We start from the raw sequence: 13,303 nt of genomic DNA on the forward strand, positions 1-13,303 counted from the left end.
CTCGCCTATGGGATGACAACGTCCCGCAAGGCTCTCCCAGTGTCCCGTTTTACCCTCCACGTCCTGATCGTCGTCATTCTGACGCTGCTCACGCAGATCGGCGGCGTCGCCTATGTCATCGCCCTCGCCGCGTCACGCGCCTGGCGCATCCGCCGCTTTCTGGCAAAGCTGACCATCTTCCTGCTTTTTTATGCCGGTGCGTCGTTTGCCGCGGGCCTCGCAGCCCCGATGTTCGGGCGCGTTCCCCTCTCCTGCAGATCGGTCGCCACTGACAGGCTGGTGATCCGCTCCCCGATCTATTGCCTGCTGAACCGCAATTACGTCACGCCTGACCTGCGCGATCTGGCAAAGGCGCTTGCCGCTCACATGGACAAGGAATTTCCGGGCACCGTCACCGTTGCGCTCGATTCAAATTTCCCCTTCGTAAACGGCTTTCCGCTGCTGCCGCATCTGTCGCATGCTGACGGGAAAAAGCTCGACTTCGCCTATTATTACAAGAATGCCGACGGCGCCTTCCTGAATGGCGCCACCCGCTCCCCGATCGGCTATTTCGCCTTCGAAGAGCCGGCACCAGGCGACGAACTGCCATGCCAAGGCCGCAACGACTGGCTGACCACACGCTGGGATTTCGACGCGCTGCAGCCATTGTTTCCGGCCTATGGCATCGAGGAGCAGCGCACATCGGCCGCGGTCGCCTGGCTGACCAGCGAAGGCGTGGCACGCTTCGGCCTGCAGAAAATCTTCATCGAGCCGCATCTGAAGAACGCGCTTGGCATCACCGACAGCCACGTCCGCTTCCAAGGCTGCCGTGCCGCCCGCCACGACGACCATATCCATATCCAGATTGAATGAGGGACGTTGCTCCGTATGAATATTTTCATTCTGCTGATCGGTTTTCCGGGCGTCGGCAAACTCGCGATCGCCAAAGAATTAAGTCCGCTTGTCCCCGCAAAGATTATCGACAATCACTGGTTCAACAACCCGATACTGCGCCTCCTGGATGACGGCGGGACGTCCCCCCTCCCGGAAGGAATATGGGAATACACCGGCAGGGTTCGGCAAGCCGTCTTGGATGCGATCGTGGCCTATAGCGCGCCTTCGGCCAATTTCATCTTCACGCATGCCGGGATTGACGGCGATCAGCGAAGCATGCGCACGTTTCAGCAAATTGCTGCCGCAGCACAACAACGCCAAGCCTTGCTGGTGCCAGTGCGGCTGCTCTGCGATGAGGACGAGTTGGCGCGCCGGATTTCGACACCGGCACGCCGTGCCCACCTGAAATCCACAGATGCGGAGGCGTCGAGAAAACGCAGCCGACAAGCTTGCGTTCTCGATCCTCAACATCAAAACACCCTCGTCCTGGATGTCACTTTCGCGTCACCGCAGGAAAGTGCGGACGCCATTCGAAATCATGTTTCGGAGGCGGTAGGCAAGGCGACGACTGGCCATATTTTGAAAGCGGACAATGGCAGCGCTTAGTATCGACAAAGATCGGCGCAAGGTCACGAGATGGAGCAATCGGTCCCTCATCGGCTGCCAAGGAGAGACGCCATGAATGCCCTCACGATCCTCTTCCTGATTGAAACCTGCCTCTATGCCACCGCTTCGCTCACCCATGCCGGCTTTATCCTTGAAGCTCACGAGCACCGCCAAGCGATGATCGCCGAAGCGGTGATAGCGGCCGTCCTTCTGCTCGGCTTGATCTCGTTCATCCTCAACCGCCCATGGAGCCGAACGGCGGCGCTCTGCGCCCAGACCTTCGCGCTCCTCGGCACTCTCGTCGGCGCCTTCACCATCGCCGTCGGCGTTGGCCCGCAGACCACGCTTGATTATATGACTCATGTGGTGATGACCCTGCTGCTGGGTTTGAGCATGGTCTGGCTCGCGCGAAGGCGGAACCCTCCTGCCGCTGGTTTCTAAGCACGCGTGATCTCTGGCCTCTCCTTCCAGCCCTCATCCCGAGAAAGGCCGGGCTGGCCATCCACCGACATGCAGGATGCCACGCGCACCTATCGCAAAGGCAGTTCGTAGCTCCGCTTCAACGTTTCCATCGGCACATCGGTCTTGACGCTGAGGACGCTCGGAATGCGGGTCAGGTGGTCGGCCTGGAAACGCCAATAGCTGTGCAGGTCGGCAGTGACGATCCGCAGCACGGCATCACATTCTCCTGTCGTCAGGTAGCACTCCATCACCTCGGGAAACCGCCGGACCGCTTCGGCGAAGCGCAGCGTAACCTCGGCATCCTGGGTCTTGAACCATACGCGGGCAAAAACCGTCAGCCCCGCCCCAACCTTTGCCGGGTCCAGCACAGCAACATACCGATCGATAACACCCGCCTCTTCCAAGAGCCGCACGCGGCGCAGGCAGGGCGAAGGCGACAGCCCCACCTCCTTTGCCAGTTCGACATTCGAAATGCGCCCGTCGCGCTGAAGCACGCGCAGGATATGGCGATCGATCGCATCAAGGATGTTCGGCACTTTATAGCTCCGAGTTCTTTCATAGTGGCATAATATGCCAAACGATCGCAATTTTGAGGCTTCTTCGCAAGCTAGTTGCGCAAGACATGACCTATCGTTGCAAGCATCGATATGGAGACGGTTGATGGCAAGACAGATAGATAAAATCGTGCTCGCTTATTCCGGCGGCTTGGATACCTCGATCATCCTCAAATGGCTGCAGGAGACCTATGGGTGCGAGGTCGTGACCTTCACCGCCGATCTCGGCCAGGGCGAGGAGCTTGAGCCGGCGCGGGCGAAGGCAGCAATGTTGGGGGTCAAGGACATCCGTATCGTCGATCTGCGGGAGGAATTCGTTCGCGACTTCGTCTTTCCGATGCTGCGCGCCAACACGCTTTATGAGGGGCAGTATCTGCTCGGCAGCTCCATCGCCCGGCCACTGATTGCCAAGCATCTGGTCGCCATAGCCCGGCAGGTCGGTGCTGATGCCGTTGCCCACGGCTCGACAGGCAAGGGCAATGACCAGGTCCGGTTCGAACTCGCCGTCAATGCACTCGATCCGTCGATTGAGGTCGCTGCTCCCTGGCGCCAATGGAACATCCGCTCCCGCATGCAGCTTCTGGAATATGCCGAGATGCATCGGATCCCGGTGCCGAAGGACAAGCGCGGCGAAGCGCCCTTCTCGATCGACGCCAACCTGTTGCACACCTCGACCGAAGGCAAAATCCTCGAAGATCCGGCCGAGGCCGCGCCCGAATACATCTATCAGCGCACGGTCGATCCTGTCGACGCTCCCGATACCCCCGAGACCGTCACCATCGGCTTCGAAAACGGCGACCCTGTATCCGTGAACGGCCAGGCGATGACACCCGCTGCCTTGCTCACAGAACTCAACAGCTTCGGCGGTCGACATGGCGTAGGGCGGCTCGATCTCGTCGAAAACCGCTTCATCGGCATCAAATCGCGAGGCATTTACGAGACGCCGGGAGGCACGATTTTGCTTGCGGCGCATCGCGGCATTGAAACGATCACGCTCGATCGTGCCGCCGCACACCTCAAGGATGAGATCATGCCCCGCTACGCCGAGCTGATCTACAATGGCTTCTGGTTCTCTCCCGAGCGGGAAATGCTGCAGGCTCTGATCGACCGGAGCCAGGACTTCGTCAGCGGCGAAGTGACGGTACGGCTCTACAAGGGAAGCGCTACGGTCATCTCCCGCACCTCGCCCTGCTCACTCTATTCCGCCGATCTCGTCACCTTCGAGGAAAGCGCCGTCGCCTATGACCATCACGACGCCGAAGGCTTCATCAAACTCAACGGATTGCGGCTCAGGAGCTGGGCAGCCCGCAACGGCAGATGAGCCTGCCTTGCGTCGGCGCGTTGGCAGCCGCGACCGGGAATCCGATTTCAAACGATCTTAAAAAGACACACGAAAAAGCTAATCGATTTTAATTTTATCATTAAAATTTTCTTGTTGCGGCGCAAAAGAATTTAGACATTAGCTATATCGGATGCTCACTGTGTTCGTTGGAAGGAACTCGCATGACTGTGACATTTCCGCTTACTGAGAAGCGCGATGCGGAGGCGTTGCTGAAGCACTTGACGATGCACAAACTCAGTTTTCCGGGAAACTGCGTCGTGTCGCTCAAAACGCATATCGCGCAGGTATCATCCTCGCATACAACAGCACTCGGCACTGCCCGTACCGCCTGGTAGCGATTGAATATTCGGGCTTCTTGCCCGATCTCCGTGCCACTCGCTCATGCTCAGGATCGAAGCAATCCTGCTGGACGGACTTGTGTGGAGAGGATGGGCCGAGCGCGCCGACAACAGCCTATCTCGCTGCAGGCAATCCCATGCCGACGAGCTTCAGGATTTCCTCGACCTTCGCATCGGGATCGGCTCCGGCTTCGACCTGGCCGTCTATCATCAGCAAGGCAAGGCCATGCGTCAGCGACCAGAGGAAGAGCGCGGCGTTCGGCACGTCCCCGGGCCGTCATCCTCGGCGCCGGGTTCGACACCTTCGCACTGCGCAATCCTCATGCCGGCTTGAAGGTCTTCGAAGTCGATCATCCTGCCACGCAGAGCTGGAAGCAGCGGCGGCTGAGCGAGATAGGGGTGACGCAAAATCTGCCGACATTCGTTCCCGTCGATTTCGAGCAGGAAGATCTCGGAACGCGCCTGGTCGATTGCGGTCTCGAACTCGAAACGCCCTCCTTCTTCATCTGGCTCGGCGTCGTGCCCTATCTCACGGAACCGTCGGTGTTTGCCCTGCTGCGCTTCGTCGCCGGCCTGCCGAGCTCGTCCATCGTCTTTGACTACAGCGAACCCTTGGAGAACTATCCGCCCGAACGCCGCGCCCGCGCCGCGGAAATGGGGTCGCGCACGGCCGCTGCCGGCGAGCCATGGCTGACGCACTTCGATCCCAAGCAGCTCGCGGACCGATTGCTGAGCCTGGGCTTCCGATATCTGGAGGGTATCGGCCCGACCGAAATGGCCAAACGTTTCTTCGGCCAGCCCGCAGATGCGCCGGATCGCGGCGCCGGTCCCCATGTCGCATTCGCCGGTAAATAGGAACGGACCCAAGGCTGCCGCTCGCTGCAGGCGGCCATTGCTCCGTTTGCAAAAATTCCTATTCTGGCCGCCGCTATCCCGGCCGCTGCGACAGGAAATTTGGATTGTCTCATGATGACTTCGAGTCACCCCGACCTCAGCGACATCCACCATGGCGACTGGGTGGATCGCCGATTGCCGGTCGCATGGCGGCCTTATACGCGGCTCGCGCGGCTGGATCGGCCGGTCGGAATATGGCTGACGCTTTTCCCGTGCTGGGCTGCCCTCATTCAGGCGTCGCACGGCCTGCCGGACCTCGGTGAACTCGTGATCTTCTCTCTCGGCGCCTTGCTGATGAGAAGCGCCGGCTCCACGGTCAACGACATCGCGGATCGGAATTTTGACGCTCACGTTGAGCGGACCCGTTTTCGGCCGCTCGCAAGCGGCGATATCGGTGCGATGCACGCCTTCGTCTTTCTGGTAGCCGAACTGATGCTCGCGGCCTCGCTTCTGTTTTTCCTGACGCCTTACACGCGTTTGATCGCGATATCGGTTCTGCCGCTCGTCTTCGTCTATCCGCTCTGCAAGCGATTCACCCATTGGCCCCCGGCCGTGCTGGGCGCGGCGTTCAACTGGGGCATGCTGATGGCATGGGCCCAGATTGCCGGCCATATCCCGGCCGGCGCTGTGCTGATGTGGGCCGGGGCCGTCGCCTGGCAGATCGGCTATGATACGGTCTATGCCTATGTCGATGTCAGGGATGACACCCGCCTCGGCCTGAAATCGACGGCAATCCTGTTCGGCCGGCGCGGCAAGTTGTGGATCGGCTTGTTCTATGCTCTGGCCGTTGCGGCGTGGTCGCTCGGGGGTTGGCTGCTGGAGATGTCGTCGCCTTATACGATCGGAATGCTGGTGATCGCAGCCCAGCTTGCGTGGCAGACCCGGCGGATCGACCTTGCCCGCCCGGACCTGAATTATCGCCTGTTCCTCGCCAATATACCGACGGGCGTGCTGCTCGCCGGCACGGCTCTGTCAGGCACATGGTAGACAGCTCAAGGACGTGACGCCGATGACCTATTTTAAACAAGCCGCGTTCGCGGCCACCATGATGCTGGCAGCAACGATGACACCCCTGCATCAGGCCCATGCCGAGCAATGCGACCAGGAGACTTTCGAAGAGGCGAAATACGTCGTCTGCACGCTGCAAACGGGGAAAGCCGACCTGCGCCTGTTCTGGAAGGGCGCCGATGGCGAGCCGTACCGGACTTTTTCAAGCCTTGCCGAAGCCGTTCGCGCCGAGGGGAAGACGCTGGTGCTGGCCGTCAACGCCGGCATGTACCGGGCCGATTTTTCGCCGATGGGGCTGTATGTCGAAAACGCCAGGGAATTGAAACCCGCCAATACCGCAAAGGCCGAAAGCTCCGCCGGCCAGGTGCCGAATTTCTACAAGAAGCCGAACGGCGTATTCTTTCTTGGTGAAGCAGGCGCCGGCATACTGCCGACCGATGAATTTCTGAAAAATGCGCCCAAGGTGCGGTTCGCCACGCAGTCCGGTCCGATGCTTGTCATCGCCGACAAGCTGAACCCGATCTTGATCCCCGGCTCGACGGATCGAACCCGCAGAAGCGGTATCGGCATCTGCGCGGCCGGCACGGTCCGCTTGGCAATCAGCGAAGACGGAGTGAATTTCCACGATTTCGCACGGCTCTTCCGCGACCAGCTGCAATGCCCCGACGCGTTGTTTTTCGACGGCGGAAACGGTGTCGGGCTCTACCATCCGGCGATGGGCCGCAACGACCGCTCCTGGCACGGCGGCTACGGCCCGATCCTTGGGCTTGTCGAATAGTGCCCGAGGAAATCCGCCTGGATCGAAGTGGGCATCGAGCCGCGTACCGCATCTTGATTCGCCTCAAATCGGTTGGGCACTGAAAAACAGTGCAGTGGCGGTGATCAGCTTGTCCAGCATCTCGACGTTCTCAGAAGTGTTGAAGATATGATCCATGGGAGCCTCCCAAACTTGGTGTGCACCCTTGTGCGCCTGAGCGAATTTTGCCGCTGTTCCCAGAGGAATAGCAGTGTCCAGGCTACCTTCAGCAATAAAAACCCGTCCACGATAGTTAGCGATCTCGTTTAACGGATCCAGATTTTCGACGTCGGCAAAGAATTCATGCCCGAGGGTTAGCGACGCGCCCCACGGCATCTGGACATTGGTAGGCGATCGGCTTGCGAGTGCCCGTTCATACACATCGCGCCCGATCAAGGCTGGAAAGGAAACTTTGGGTTCGCCGACGGGGGCCCAGAGCGCAACCGCCGCTGGTCGATTTGTACGGCCCGCCGCCGCGGCAGCAACCAGCCCACCCTGGCTCCATCCCAGCAGAAATATCGCATTTGGACCACCCGACGGCAGATCGCTGACGAAGTCCATCGCAGCGATGCAATCCTCGACTTGGTGATTGTACGTCGCGTCTTGAAAGCGTCCGCCGCTTTCGCCAACACCTCGAAAGTTAATCCTAAGGCTCGAAAACCCCAGAGACGCGAGCTTCTCCGCCGTATGCGCCAGAATACCGGTGCCGGTGTGAGAAATTATGAGTTCGTGCCGCGTTCCTCCGAACCCATGGAGAAGCACGACAATCGGTGCGTTTGCCGAGACCGCCAGACACAATGTTCCGACAACACGACACCCATCGACCTCAAAGCTTACCGTTTCTTCTGCGGCCATAACTTCCTCTAAACTGACCCATCAAAGCCTACCCCCTCCCCGCACGCGTCATTTCGGCCCGCATCCAGCTCGAGTCTCCCCAGGTGGAGAGCCAGATCATCAGGTCGGTCAGGGCACCGATGACGGGCAGGAGCAAGGCGTGGCGCAGGCCCCGTCTCTTCTGGCTGTCTTCGGCTTTCCTGAGATGCGCCAGCTCCTGTTCCTGGATCGACGCGATGAGGGCGTGAAGTTCGGGATCACGCTGGGCGAGGAAGGCCAGCTGGTCTTCGAGATGGCGATGGACCGTGCTTTCCACCGCCTCTGTGCAAATCCAGATCATGTTGCGCCCGCCAAGCGCCGTCAGGATGCCGAGCACGGAACCACCGAGGCTCCAGAAGGCCATGACGCGACACGGCCTGGCGCGCCTTGCAGGCATGGCCTCGCGAAACAGCCGGCAATGCTCGATCTCGTCCTCGCGCATTTCTTCGAGCGCCGGCACGATGCCGGGAAACAGCCGCCGGGCCATCAGGATTTGGGCGCCATAGATCCTGATGGCGCCGAACTCGCCCGCATGGTTGACCTTGAGAATGCGACGGACGGTGACATCGGGGTCGCGCATTCCCGCGTTGCTCGACGGATTGATCATAACCACTCTGCCCCGGTTCCCTTGCCGGCAGTAGGCAGGATTGCCGCCGTGATCGTCAAGAGGCGCCGCGGGCGGGCCCGTCAGCCCTTGAGTGATGGGCCCTTTCAATAACCACCGGCCTCGCATAGGCACTCCGGCCAGCAACGTAGGAAAGCCGGATGGACCATATCAATTCGCTCGCATTGCTCGTCAGCGTCTACATCGCCTCCCTCGTCAGCCCCGGACCGAATTTCATCATCGTCACCAAAACAAGCATGTCGGTATCCCGCGCTGCCGGGCTCTTTGCGGGTCTCGGAATTGCGGTCGCATCCCTGACCTGGGCCGTCATGGCGATGGCCGGGCTCGGGTTTCTCCTGACCCATTTCGAATGGCTGCATATGATGTTGCAGGTGGCCGGCGCATTGTATCTGATCTGGCTGGGGCTGAAGATGATCCGCAACGCGTCCAAGCCCTTGAAGCCGACGGGACCGAGCGAAGCCGCATGGTGCTCCGCCATGCGCCGCGCTTACGTCGTCAGCATGACCAATCCGAAATCGGTGGCTTTCTTCGGCAGCATCTTTGCGCTTGTCATTCCCGCACATGCGCCCGTTTGGCTCTATTGCTTCATCGCCCTGACCTGCTTCCTTCTTTCGGCTCTCTGGTATTGCGGCCTGGCCTTTTTCTTCTCGAACCCGCGCGTTTCCGCCGGCTTCCTGCGCTTCAAGGCCGGCATGGAGCGCGTGATGGGCGTCGCCCTGAGCTTGATCGGCGACCGCCTGCTCTTGGTTCGCTGACGGCATCCCAATTTAGCCTTAGAGATGGCCAGTCGCTCGTCAGGTCGCAGGCGAAGCCGGCAATGCTTCATGAATGTCTTCAGGAATGAAGCCGCCGGTCTGGCGTTTCCACAGACGGGCAAACAGGCCATCGCGTTCGACCAGTTCCTCCGGTCTGCCCTCCTCCACGATCCGCCCGTGATCGAGCACGACGATCCTGTCCATTCTGGCGATTGTGGACAGGCGGTGGGCGATGGCAATCACTGTTTTCCCCTCCATGACGAGGTTTAGCCTTTCCTGGATGGCGGCTTCGAATTCGCTGTCGAGCGCCGAGGTCGCTTCATCCAGCACCAGGATCGGCGCGTCCTTCAGCAGAACGCGGGCGATAGCAACACGCTGCCGCTGGCCGCCGGAAAGTTTGATGCCGCGATCCCCGACGAAGGCGTCATAACCCTTGCGGCCCTCGCCGTCGGCAAGATCGGCAATGAAGGCATCGGCGCTTGCCATCTTCGCCACCTCTTCGATCTCGTCCCGCGTCGCCTCCGGCCGGCCGTAGCGGATATTGTCGCCGACCGACCGGTGCAGCAATGCGACGTCCTGCGCGATGACCCCGATGGCGCGGCGAAGGCTCGACTGCGTGACCGCTCGAATATCCTGCCCGTCGATCAGGATCGCGCCGTCGCCGATGTCGTAGAAGCGCAGGAGCAGATTTGCGAGCGTGGTCTTGCCGGCTCCGGAGAGACCGACCAGGCCCACCTTCTCGCCGGGCCGCACCGTCAGCGACAACGCATCGATGACCGGCTTGCCCGACTTGTAGGCGAAGTGGACTTTTTCGAAGCGGATCTCCCCGCGGCTGACCGTGAGACTCGACGCATCCGGCCGGTCGGTGATGGTCGGCGGCGTCGTCATGACCGGCATAGCGTCCTTGATCGTGCCGATCGCCTGGAAAATCTGCTGTCCCATCTGCAAGAAAGTAAAGGTGTGCCCGGACAGCCGGTGCAGGATATAGACCGCGCCCACGAACTCGCCAACCGTGAGAAAGCCGTTGATGAGCCCGGAAAAGCCGATAGAAAGCATGGCGAGCCACAGCATCATGTTGAGCGCCACGACGATCAATTCCGACGTGCGGTAGATGCGTTGCTCCCTGTGCTGCGTCTGCACGGATTTCTGGATGATTCGTCGGATAGCACCCGCTTCGCTGTCTTCAGCCGCAAACTGCTTGATCATCTGCATGTTGGTGTAGAGATCGGTAATAGCACCGGCGACAAGGCTGCGCTGCTTGGCGGTGCGCCGCGAACGCTCAGTAAAGACCGGCGCCATCCTGGTGGCGAGCGCTACATTGAGCGCGATCCAGATGACGACCGGCAGGGCAAGCTGCCAAGACAAACTCACCAGCAAGAGCACCGAGCCGACCATCTGCAACAGGAAGCGCGGAATGGCCTGGAAGGCGACAACGATCTGCTGCTGGACGGAAGACGCCACTTGTGACAGGCGCGAGGAGACCTGCCCGGCAAAAACATCGTGAAAGAAAGCGAGATCCTGCCGCTCCACCGCCTTGTGACCCTGCCACTGGATTGCGGCAGGCATACCGACACCGAGCGTATGCGAATTGAAAGTGTTGAGAAGAAACGAGGCGATTGGCATGGCTGGAAAAATCAGGAAGCCGAGGAAGGCAAGCAGCGGCCATTCACTGTTCAGGAAAGCAGGCGCGCCCTTTTGGGTCACACCGTCGACAATGACCGCAAGTCCCCAGACGATCGTGAGGTTGATTGCTTCGATTGCCATCGAGGAAAACGCCAAAGCGATGAGAACGCCTCGAAACATCGAAATGAAGTGCAGAAGGACGGCCACAGGCCCGTTAGAAGGAAGCGGTCGGTACGGAATGTCGAGCGGCCGGATCCAGGTTTCAAAGGGACGGTAGATCGCATCGGAAATCGACATGGATCGCTCGGATCAAAAATTGGGAGGAAGCGTGGACTCGGCTACGCCAAGTCGCATGGGATCATCTTTCGGCCGCCATCTCAACTAGAAATTTCATAAATTAACCGAACGGGCTCGCGAGCGGAGGGAAGCGAGGCGCTTGAAAGCCCAATTGTGATCGTCTCGCGATTGGGGCAGGATGCCCGGAAGAAACAGCTGGATGGAACACTCATGCTGACGGGCTCATGTCATTGCGGCAAGGCAAGCTGGACGCTCGAAGGCGATCCCGGCTCGATCACCGCCTGCAACTGCACCCTCTGCCGCCGTTACGGCACCCTCTGGGCCTATGATTACGAAGGAGAGCGTATCGCTCTCAGCGGAGAAACCGCCTCCTATACCCGCTCGGGCCGGGAGACGTCGTCTCTCGAAATCTTGTTCTGCCCATCCTGCGCCTGCGTCTTGAGCTGGCGCGGCCTGCGGCTTCAAAAGGATGGCCGCCGGCGCATGGCAGTCAACATGCGGCTTGCGCCGCCGGATCTCGTCGCCGATCTGCCCATCGATCATTTCGACGGCCTGGACACGTTCGAAGATCTTCCATCCAAAGGGCGCTGCGTGCGCGACCTCTGGTTCTGACAGCGGGGCATCTATTGATTTCGCGCAGGCGCCTCAACCGCGCCGGGCCGCCTCGATCGCGGCGACATCGATTTTCCTCATCGTCATCATCGCGTCAAAAGCACGTTTTGCCTGACCACCGCCTGCCGCCAGCGCTTCGGAAAGGACACGCGGCGTGATCTGCCAGGAGACACCCCATTTATCCTTGCACCAGCCGCACTCACTTTCCTGGCCGCCATTGCCGACGATGGCGTTCCAGTAGCGATCGGTTTCTTCCTGATCGTCGGTTGCGATCTGGAACGAGAAAGCCTCGCTGTGTTTAAACGTGGGACCCCCGTTCAGGCCGATGCAGGCAATACCCGCGACGGTGAATTCAACGACCAATACATCCCCCTGCTTGCCATCCGGATAATCTCCCGGTGCCCGAATGACGGCGCCGACGGCACTGTCGGGAAACGTCGCCGCATAAAAGCGGGCCGCCGTCTCGGCGTCTTTGTCGTACCATACGCAGATCGTGTTCTTTGCCATTGCGCGGGTCCTTTCGCGTTTCGTTTCGAATTCCCTCGGTGAAATAAGAAGCAAACCGTGTTTCTCCAGCCCTTGCAGCTTATTTCCTCGGCGACAGCTGAGCGCTCCTAAATCGCCGAACCCTCGGGTCGCCATGCCATCATTCAGGTTCGATTCGGGGGCTTTGCACTAAGGAAGATCGCGGTGGTTCCGACGGACGAGTTTCGGACGGGCCACCTTGACCCACCCGCCAAGGCGGGTCGACGCGGTTGGATCCGGCGAAATAAAGGATGATGCGGTTACCGCCAGGGTCGAGCAGCTCCGCCTCGCGCCACAGCCAACTCTTGTCCTCGGGTCCGCTCACGAATTGCAGGCCGGCCTCGCTAAGGCGGCTGACCGTCTCGTCCAGGCTCTCACACTCGAAATAGACTGTGGTTCCGCCACCGCCACTTTCGCCCTGATGCAGCGAGAAGGTGCTGTCCCCGTCCGGGCAGAGGAAGCGTGAATACCGTGGACGGCCATCAACGACGGGCCTCAGACCGAGGACGCTGTAGAAGCTCCAGCCCAGATCGAGGTCAGGCATCGTAACGGTCACCTGATTCAGGCGCATGATCTATCCTTCTCGGCTGAGTTCTCCCAAAACTGCGCGGCGGTGCCATGGCCGCGACGTCCATAAAAACAAGAACCTGAAACCATCGCCTGAATCAAATTCTAAACGACACGCTTTTTGTGTCCTTGCCACAAAACTCGTGTCAGACTGCGTAAGCTGCGCATCGCCTGCGCGCCGATCGAAAGGCTGACCATGCATAAATTCACCGTTGCCCTCACTCGGGAGATCGAGGCCGATACCGCCGAAGAGGCCGCCCTGCTCCTGTATCAGGAACTTTCAAAAGGACCGCTCCCTGACTGCTACGCCGTCACCGACGAGACGAGCCTGACTATGGAGGTGAAGCTGGATCGAGAAAAGGCGGATGAATTCGCCAGCATCGATCACACCGCCGACCCCGGCAACTGGTAAGGACCCGCCGTTCACGGGGACGGCCGGAGGAGATCCCCACTTTGCGCCGGGAGCGGAAGTGCGGTAGGTGCAAATCCCCTTCTCCGGCGCGAACGCCGGATGACGACAGCCCTCCATCGGAATACCGCAGCAAGGAAAAAC

At 60.1% G+C, this 13,303-nt stretch carries 15 protein-coding genes and 2 pseudogenes; 10 read left to right on the forward strand and 7 right to left on the reverse strand.

The genetic code is table 11. The features are described from left to right. The first annotated feature begins 39 nt into the window (after positions 1-39). The 3 genes from OS035_RS10495 to OS035_RS10505 all read left to right on the forward strand — a co-directional run bounded on the left by OS035_RS10495 (position 40) and on the right by OS035_RS10505 (position 1,920). Positions 40-852 (forward strand): hypothetical protein, encoded by an 813-nt coding sequence (locus OS035_RS10495; protein WP_097625933.1) that lies wholly within the window; start codon positions 40-42, stop codon positions 850-852. Positions 853-867: 15 nt separating this feature from the next. After that, positions 868-1,479, forward strand: a complete 612-nt coding sequence (locus OS035_RS10500; RefSeq protein ID WP_097625934.1) for a chloramphenicol phosphotransferase — start codon at positions 868-870, stop codon at positions 1,477-1,479. A 72-nt stretch (positions 1,480-1,551) separates the two neighbouring features. Further along, positions 1,552-1,920, forward strand: coding sequence for a hypothetical protein (locus OS035_RS10505; protein WP_131711772.1), 369 nt, complete (start codon positions 1,552-1,554; stop codon positions 1,918-1,920). A gap of 89 nt (positions 1,921-2,009) precedes the next feature. Here OS035_RS10505 and OS035_RS10510 read toward each other — a convergent pair whose 3' ends face one another. Then, positions 2,010-2,477, reverse strand: a complete 468-nt coding sequence (locus OS035_RS10510; protein ID WP_097625935.1) for an Lrp/AsnC family transcriptional regulator — start codon at positions 2,475-2,477, stop codon at positions 2,010-2,012. A gap of 34 nt (positions 2,478-2,511) precedes the next feature. Here OS035_RS10510 and OS035_RS10515 point away from each other — a divergent pair, with 34 nt between their 5' ends. Further along, positions 2,512-3,816: an argininosuccinate synthase gene (locus OS035_RS10515; protein ID WP_331813658.1), complete on the forward strand. Its 1,305-nt coding sequence runs from the start codon at positions 2,512-2,514 to the stop codon at positions 3,814-3,816. A 474-nt stretch (positions 3,817-4,290) separates the two neighbouring features. On the opposite strand, the pseudogene OS035_RS10520 reads toward OS035_RS10515, so the two are convergent. Then, positions 4,291-4,449, reverse strand: a pseudogene (locus tag OS035_RS10520) (TetR-like C-terminal domain-containing protein); the annotation flags it as partial. On the opposite strand from OS035_RS10520, the pseudogene OS035_RS10525 reads away from it, so the two are divergent. The 3 genes and pseudogenes from OS035_RS10525 to OS035_RS10535 form a co-directional block, all read left to right on the forward strand. Further along, positions 4,446-5,030, forward strand: a pseudogene (locus OS035_RS10525) (class I SAM-dependent methyltransferase); the annotation flags it as partial. The pseudogenes OS035_RS10520 and OS035_RS10525 overlap by 4 nt on opposite strands. 111 nt (positions 5,031-5,141) lie before the next feature. Further along, entirely contained in the window at positions 5,142-6,056 is a 915-nt protein-coding gene (gene ubiA, locus OS035_RS10530) for a 4-hydroxybenzoate octaprenyltransferase (RefSeq protein WP_131711774.1), read from the forward strand. 22 nt (positions 6,057-6,078) lie between these two features. Beyond that, positions 6,079-6,855 (forward strand): phosphodiester glycosidase family protein, encoded by a 777-nt coding sequence (locus OS035_RS10535; RefSeq protein WP_097625938.1) that lies wholly within the window; start codon positions 6,079-6,081, stop codon positions 6,853-6,855. A gap of 63 nt (positions 6,856-6,918) precedes the next feature. Here the strand turns inward: OS035_RS10535 and OS035_RS10540 are convergent, their stop codons facing one another. Both OS035_RS10540 and OS035_RS10545 read right to left on the reverse strand, forming a co-directional pair. Next, entirely contained in the window at positions 6,919-7,728 is an 810-nt protein-coding gene (locus OS035_RS10540) for an alpha/beta hydrolase (protein ID WP_097625939.1), read from the reverse strand. Positions 7,729-7,756: 28 nt separating this feature from the next. Continuing rightward, positions 7,757-8,353, reverse strand: a complete 597-nt coding sequence (locus OS035_RS10545; protein ID WP_097625940.1) for a demethoxyubiquinone hydroxylase family protein — start codon at positions 8,351-8,353, stop codon at positions 7,757-7,759. 158 nt (positions 8,354-8,511) lie between these two features. On the opposite strand from OS035_RS10545, the gene OS035_RS10550 reads away from it, so the two are divergent. Continuing rightward, on the forward strand, positions 8,512-9,126 hold the full coding sequence (locus tag OS035_RS10550; protein WP_097625941.1) for a LysE family transporter: 615 nt from the start codon (positions 8,512-8,514) through the stop codon (positions 9,124-9,126). A 39-nt stretch (positions 9,127-9,165) separates the two neighbouring features. Here OS035_RS10550 and OS035_RS10555 read toward each other — a convergent pair whose 3' ends face one another. Beyond that, entirely contained in the window at positions 9,166-11,046 is a 1,881-nt protein-coding gene (locus OS035_RS10555; protein ID WP_097625942.1) for an ABC transporter ATP-binding protein, read from the reverse strand. A gap of 210 nt (positions 11,047-11,256) precedes the next feature. Between OS035_RS10555 and OS035_RS10560 the strand changes: the two genes are divergently transcribed. Continuing rightward, positions 11,257-11,658, forward strand: a complete 402-nt coding sequence (locus tag OS035_RS10560; RefSeq protein ID WP_097625943.1) for a GFA family protein — start codon at positions 11,257-11,259, stop codon at positions 11,656-11,658. Positions 11,659-11,691: 33 nt separating this feature from the next. Here OS035_RS10560 and OS035_RS10565 read toward each other — a convergent pair whose 3' ends face one another. Further along, the gene (locus OS035_RS10565; RefSeq protein ID WP_097626067.1) at positions 11,692-12,165 is read right to left on the reverse strand and encodes a VOC family protein; all 474 of its coding nucleotides are present in this window, start codon (positions 12,163-12,165) and stop codon (positions 11,692-11,694) included. 139 nt (positions 12,166-12,304) lie between these two features. Then, the gene (locus OS035_RS10570; RefSeq protein ID WP_183779480.1) at positions 12,305-12,754 is read right to left on the reverse strand and encodes a VOC family protein; all 450 of its coding nucleotides are present in this window, start codon (positions 12,752-12,754) and stop codon (positions 12,305-12,307) included. A gap of 192 nt (positions 12,755-12,946) precedes the next feature. Here OS035_RS10570 and OS035_RS10575 point away from each other — a divergent pair, with 192 nt between their 5' ends. After that, a complete protein-coding gene (locus tag OS035_RS10575) occupies positions 12,947-13,162 on the forward strand; it encodes a hypothetical protein (RefSeq protein ID WP_097625945.1) in 216 nt (71 codons plus the stop codon). Positions 13,163-13,303: the final 141 nt, after the last annotated feature.

Source organism: Rhizobium sp. 268 (assembly GCF_036571585.1).
GTDB classification, from domain to species: domain Bacteria; phylum Pseudomonadota; class Alphaproteobacteria; order Rhizobiales; family Rhizobiaceae; genus Rhizobium; species Rhizobium redzepovicii.

Excerpts from the sequence above, each read along its gene's own strand:
- OS035_RS10515 (WP_331813658.1), top strand. The coding sequence starts at position 2,512 with ATGCCAAACGATCGCAATTTTGAGGCTTCTTCGCAAGCTAGTTGCGCA.
- OS035_RS10550 (WP_097625941.1), top strand. The coding sequence starts at position 8,512 with ATGGACCATATCAATTCGCTCGCATTGCTCGTCAGCGTCTACATCGCC.
- OS035_RS10535 (WP_097625938.1), top strand. The coding sequence starts at position 6,079 with ATGACCTATTTTAAACAAGCCGCGTTCGCGGCCACCATGATGCTGGCA.
- OS035_RS10565 (WP_097626067.1), bottom strand. The coding sequence starts at position 12,165 with ATGGCAAAGAACACGATCTGCGTATGGTACGACAAAGACGCCGAGACG.
- OS035_RS10575 (WP_097625945.1), top strand. The coding sequence starts at position 12,947 with ATGCATAAATTCACCGTTGCCCTCACTCGGGAGATCGAGGCCGATACC.
- OS035_RS10555 (WP_097625942.1), bottom strand. The coding sequence starts at position 11,046 with ATGTCGATTTCCGATGCGATCTACCGTCCCTTTGAAACCTGGATCCGG.
- OS035_RS10505 (WP_131711772.1), top strand. The coding sequence starts at position 1,552 with ATGAATGCCCTCACGATCCTCTTCCTGATTGAAACCTGCCTCTATGCC.
- OS035_RS10540 (WP_097625939.1), bottom strand. The coding sequence starts at position 7,728 with ATGGCCGCAGAAGAAACGGTAAGCTTTGAGGTCGATGGGTGTCGTGTT.
- OS035_RS10545 (WP_097625940.1), bottom strand. The coding sequence starts at position 8,353 with ATGATCAATCCGTCGAGCAACGCGGGAATGCGCGACCCCGATGTCACC.
- OS035_RS10560 (WP_097625943.1), top strand. The coding sequence starts at position 11,257 with ATGCTGACGGGCTCATGTCATTGCGGCAAGGCAAGCTGGACGCTCGAA.
- OS035_RS10500 (WP_097625934.1), top strand. The coding sequence starts at position 868 with ATGAATATTTTCATTCTGCTGATCGGTTTTCCGGGCGTCGGCAAACTC.
- OS035_RS10570 (WP_183779480.1), bottom strand. The coding sequence starts at position 12,754 with ATGCGCCTGAATCAGGTGACCGTTACGATGCCTGACCTCGATCTGGGC.
- ubiA (WP_131711774.1), top strand. The coding sequence starts at position 5,142 with ATGATGACTTCGAGTCACCCCGACCTCAGCGACATCCACCATGGCGAC.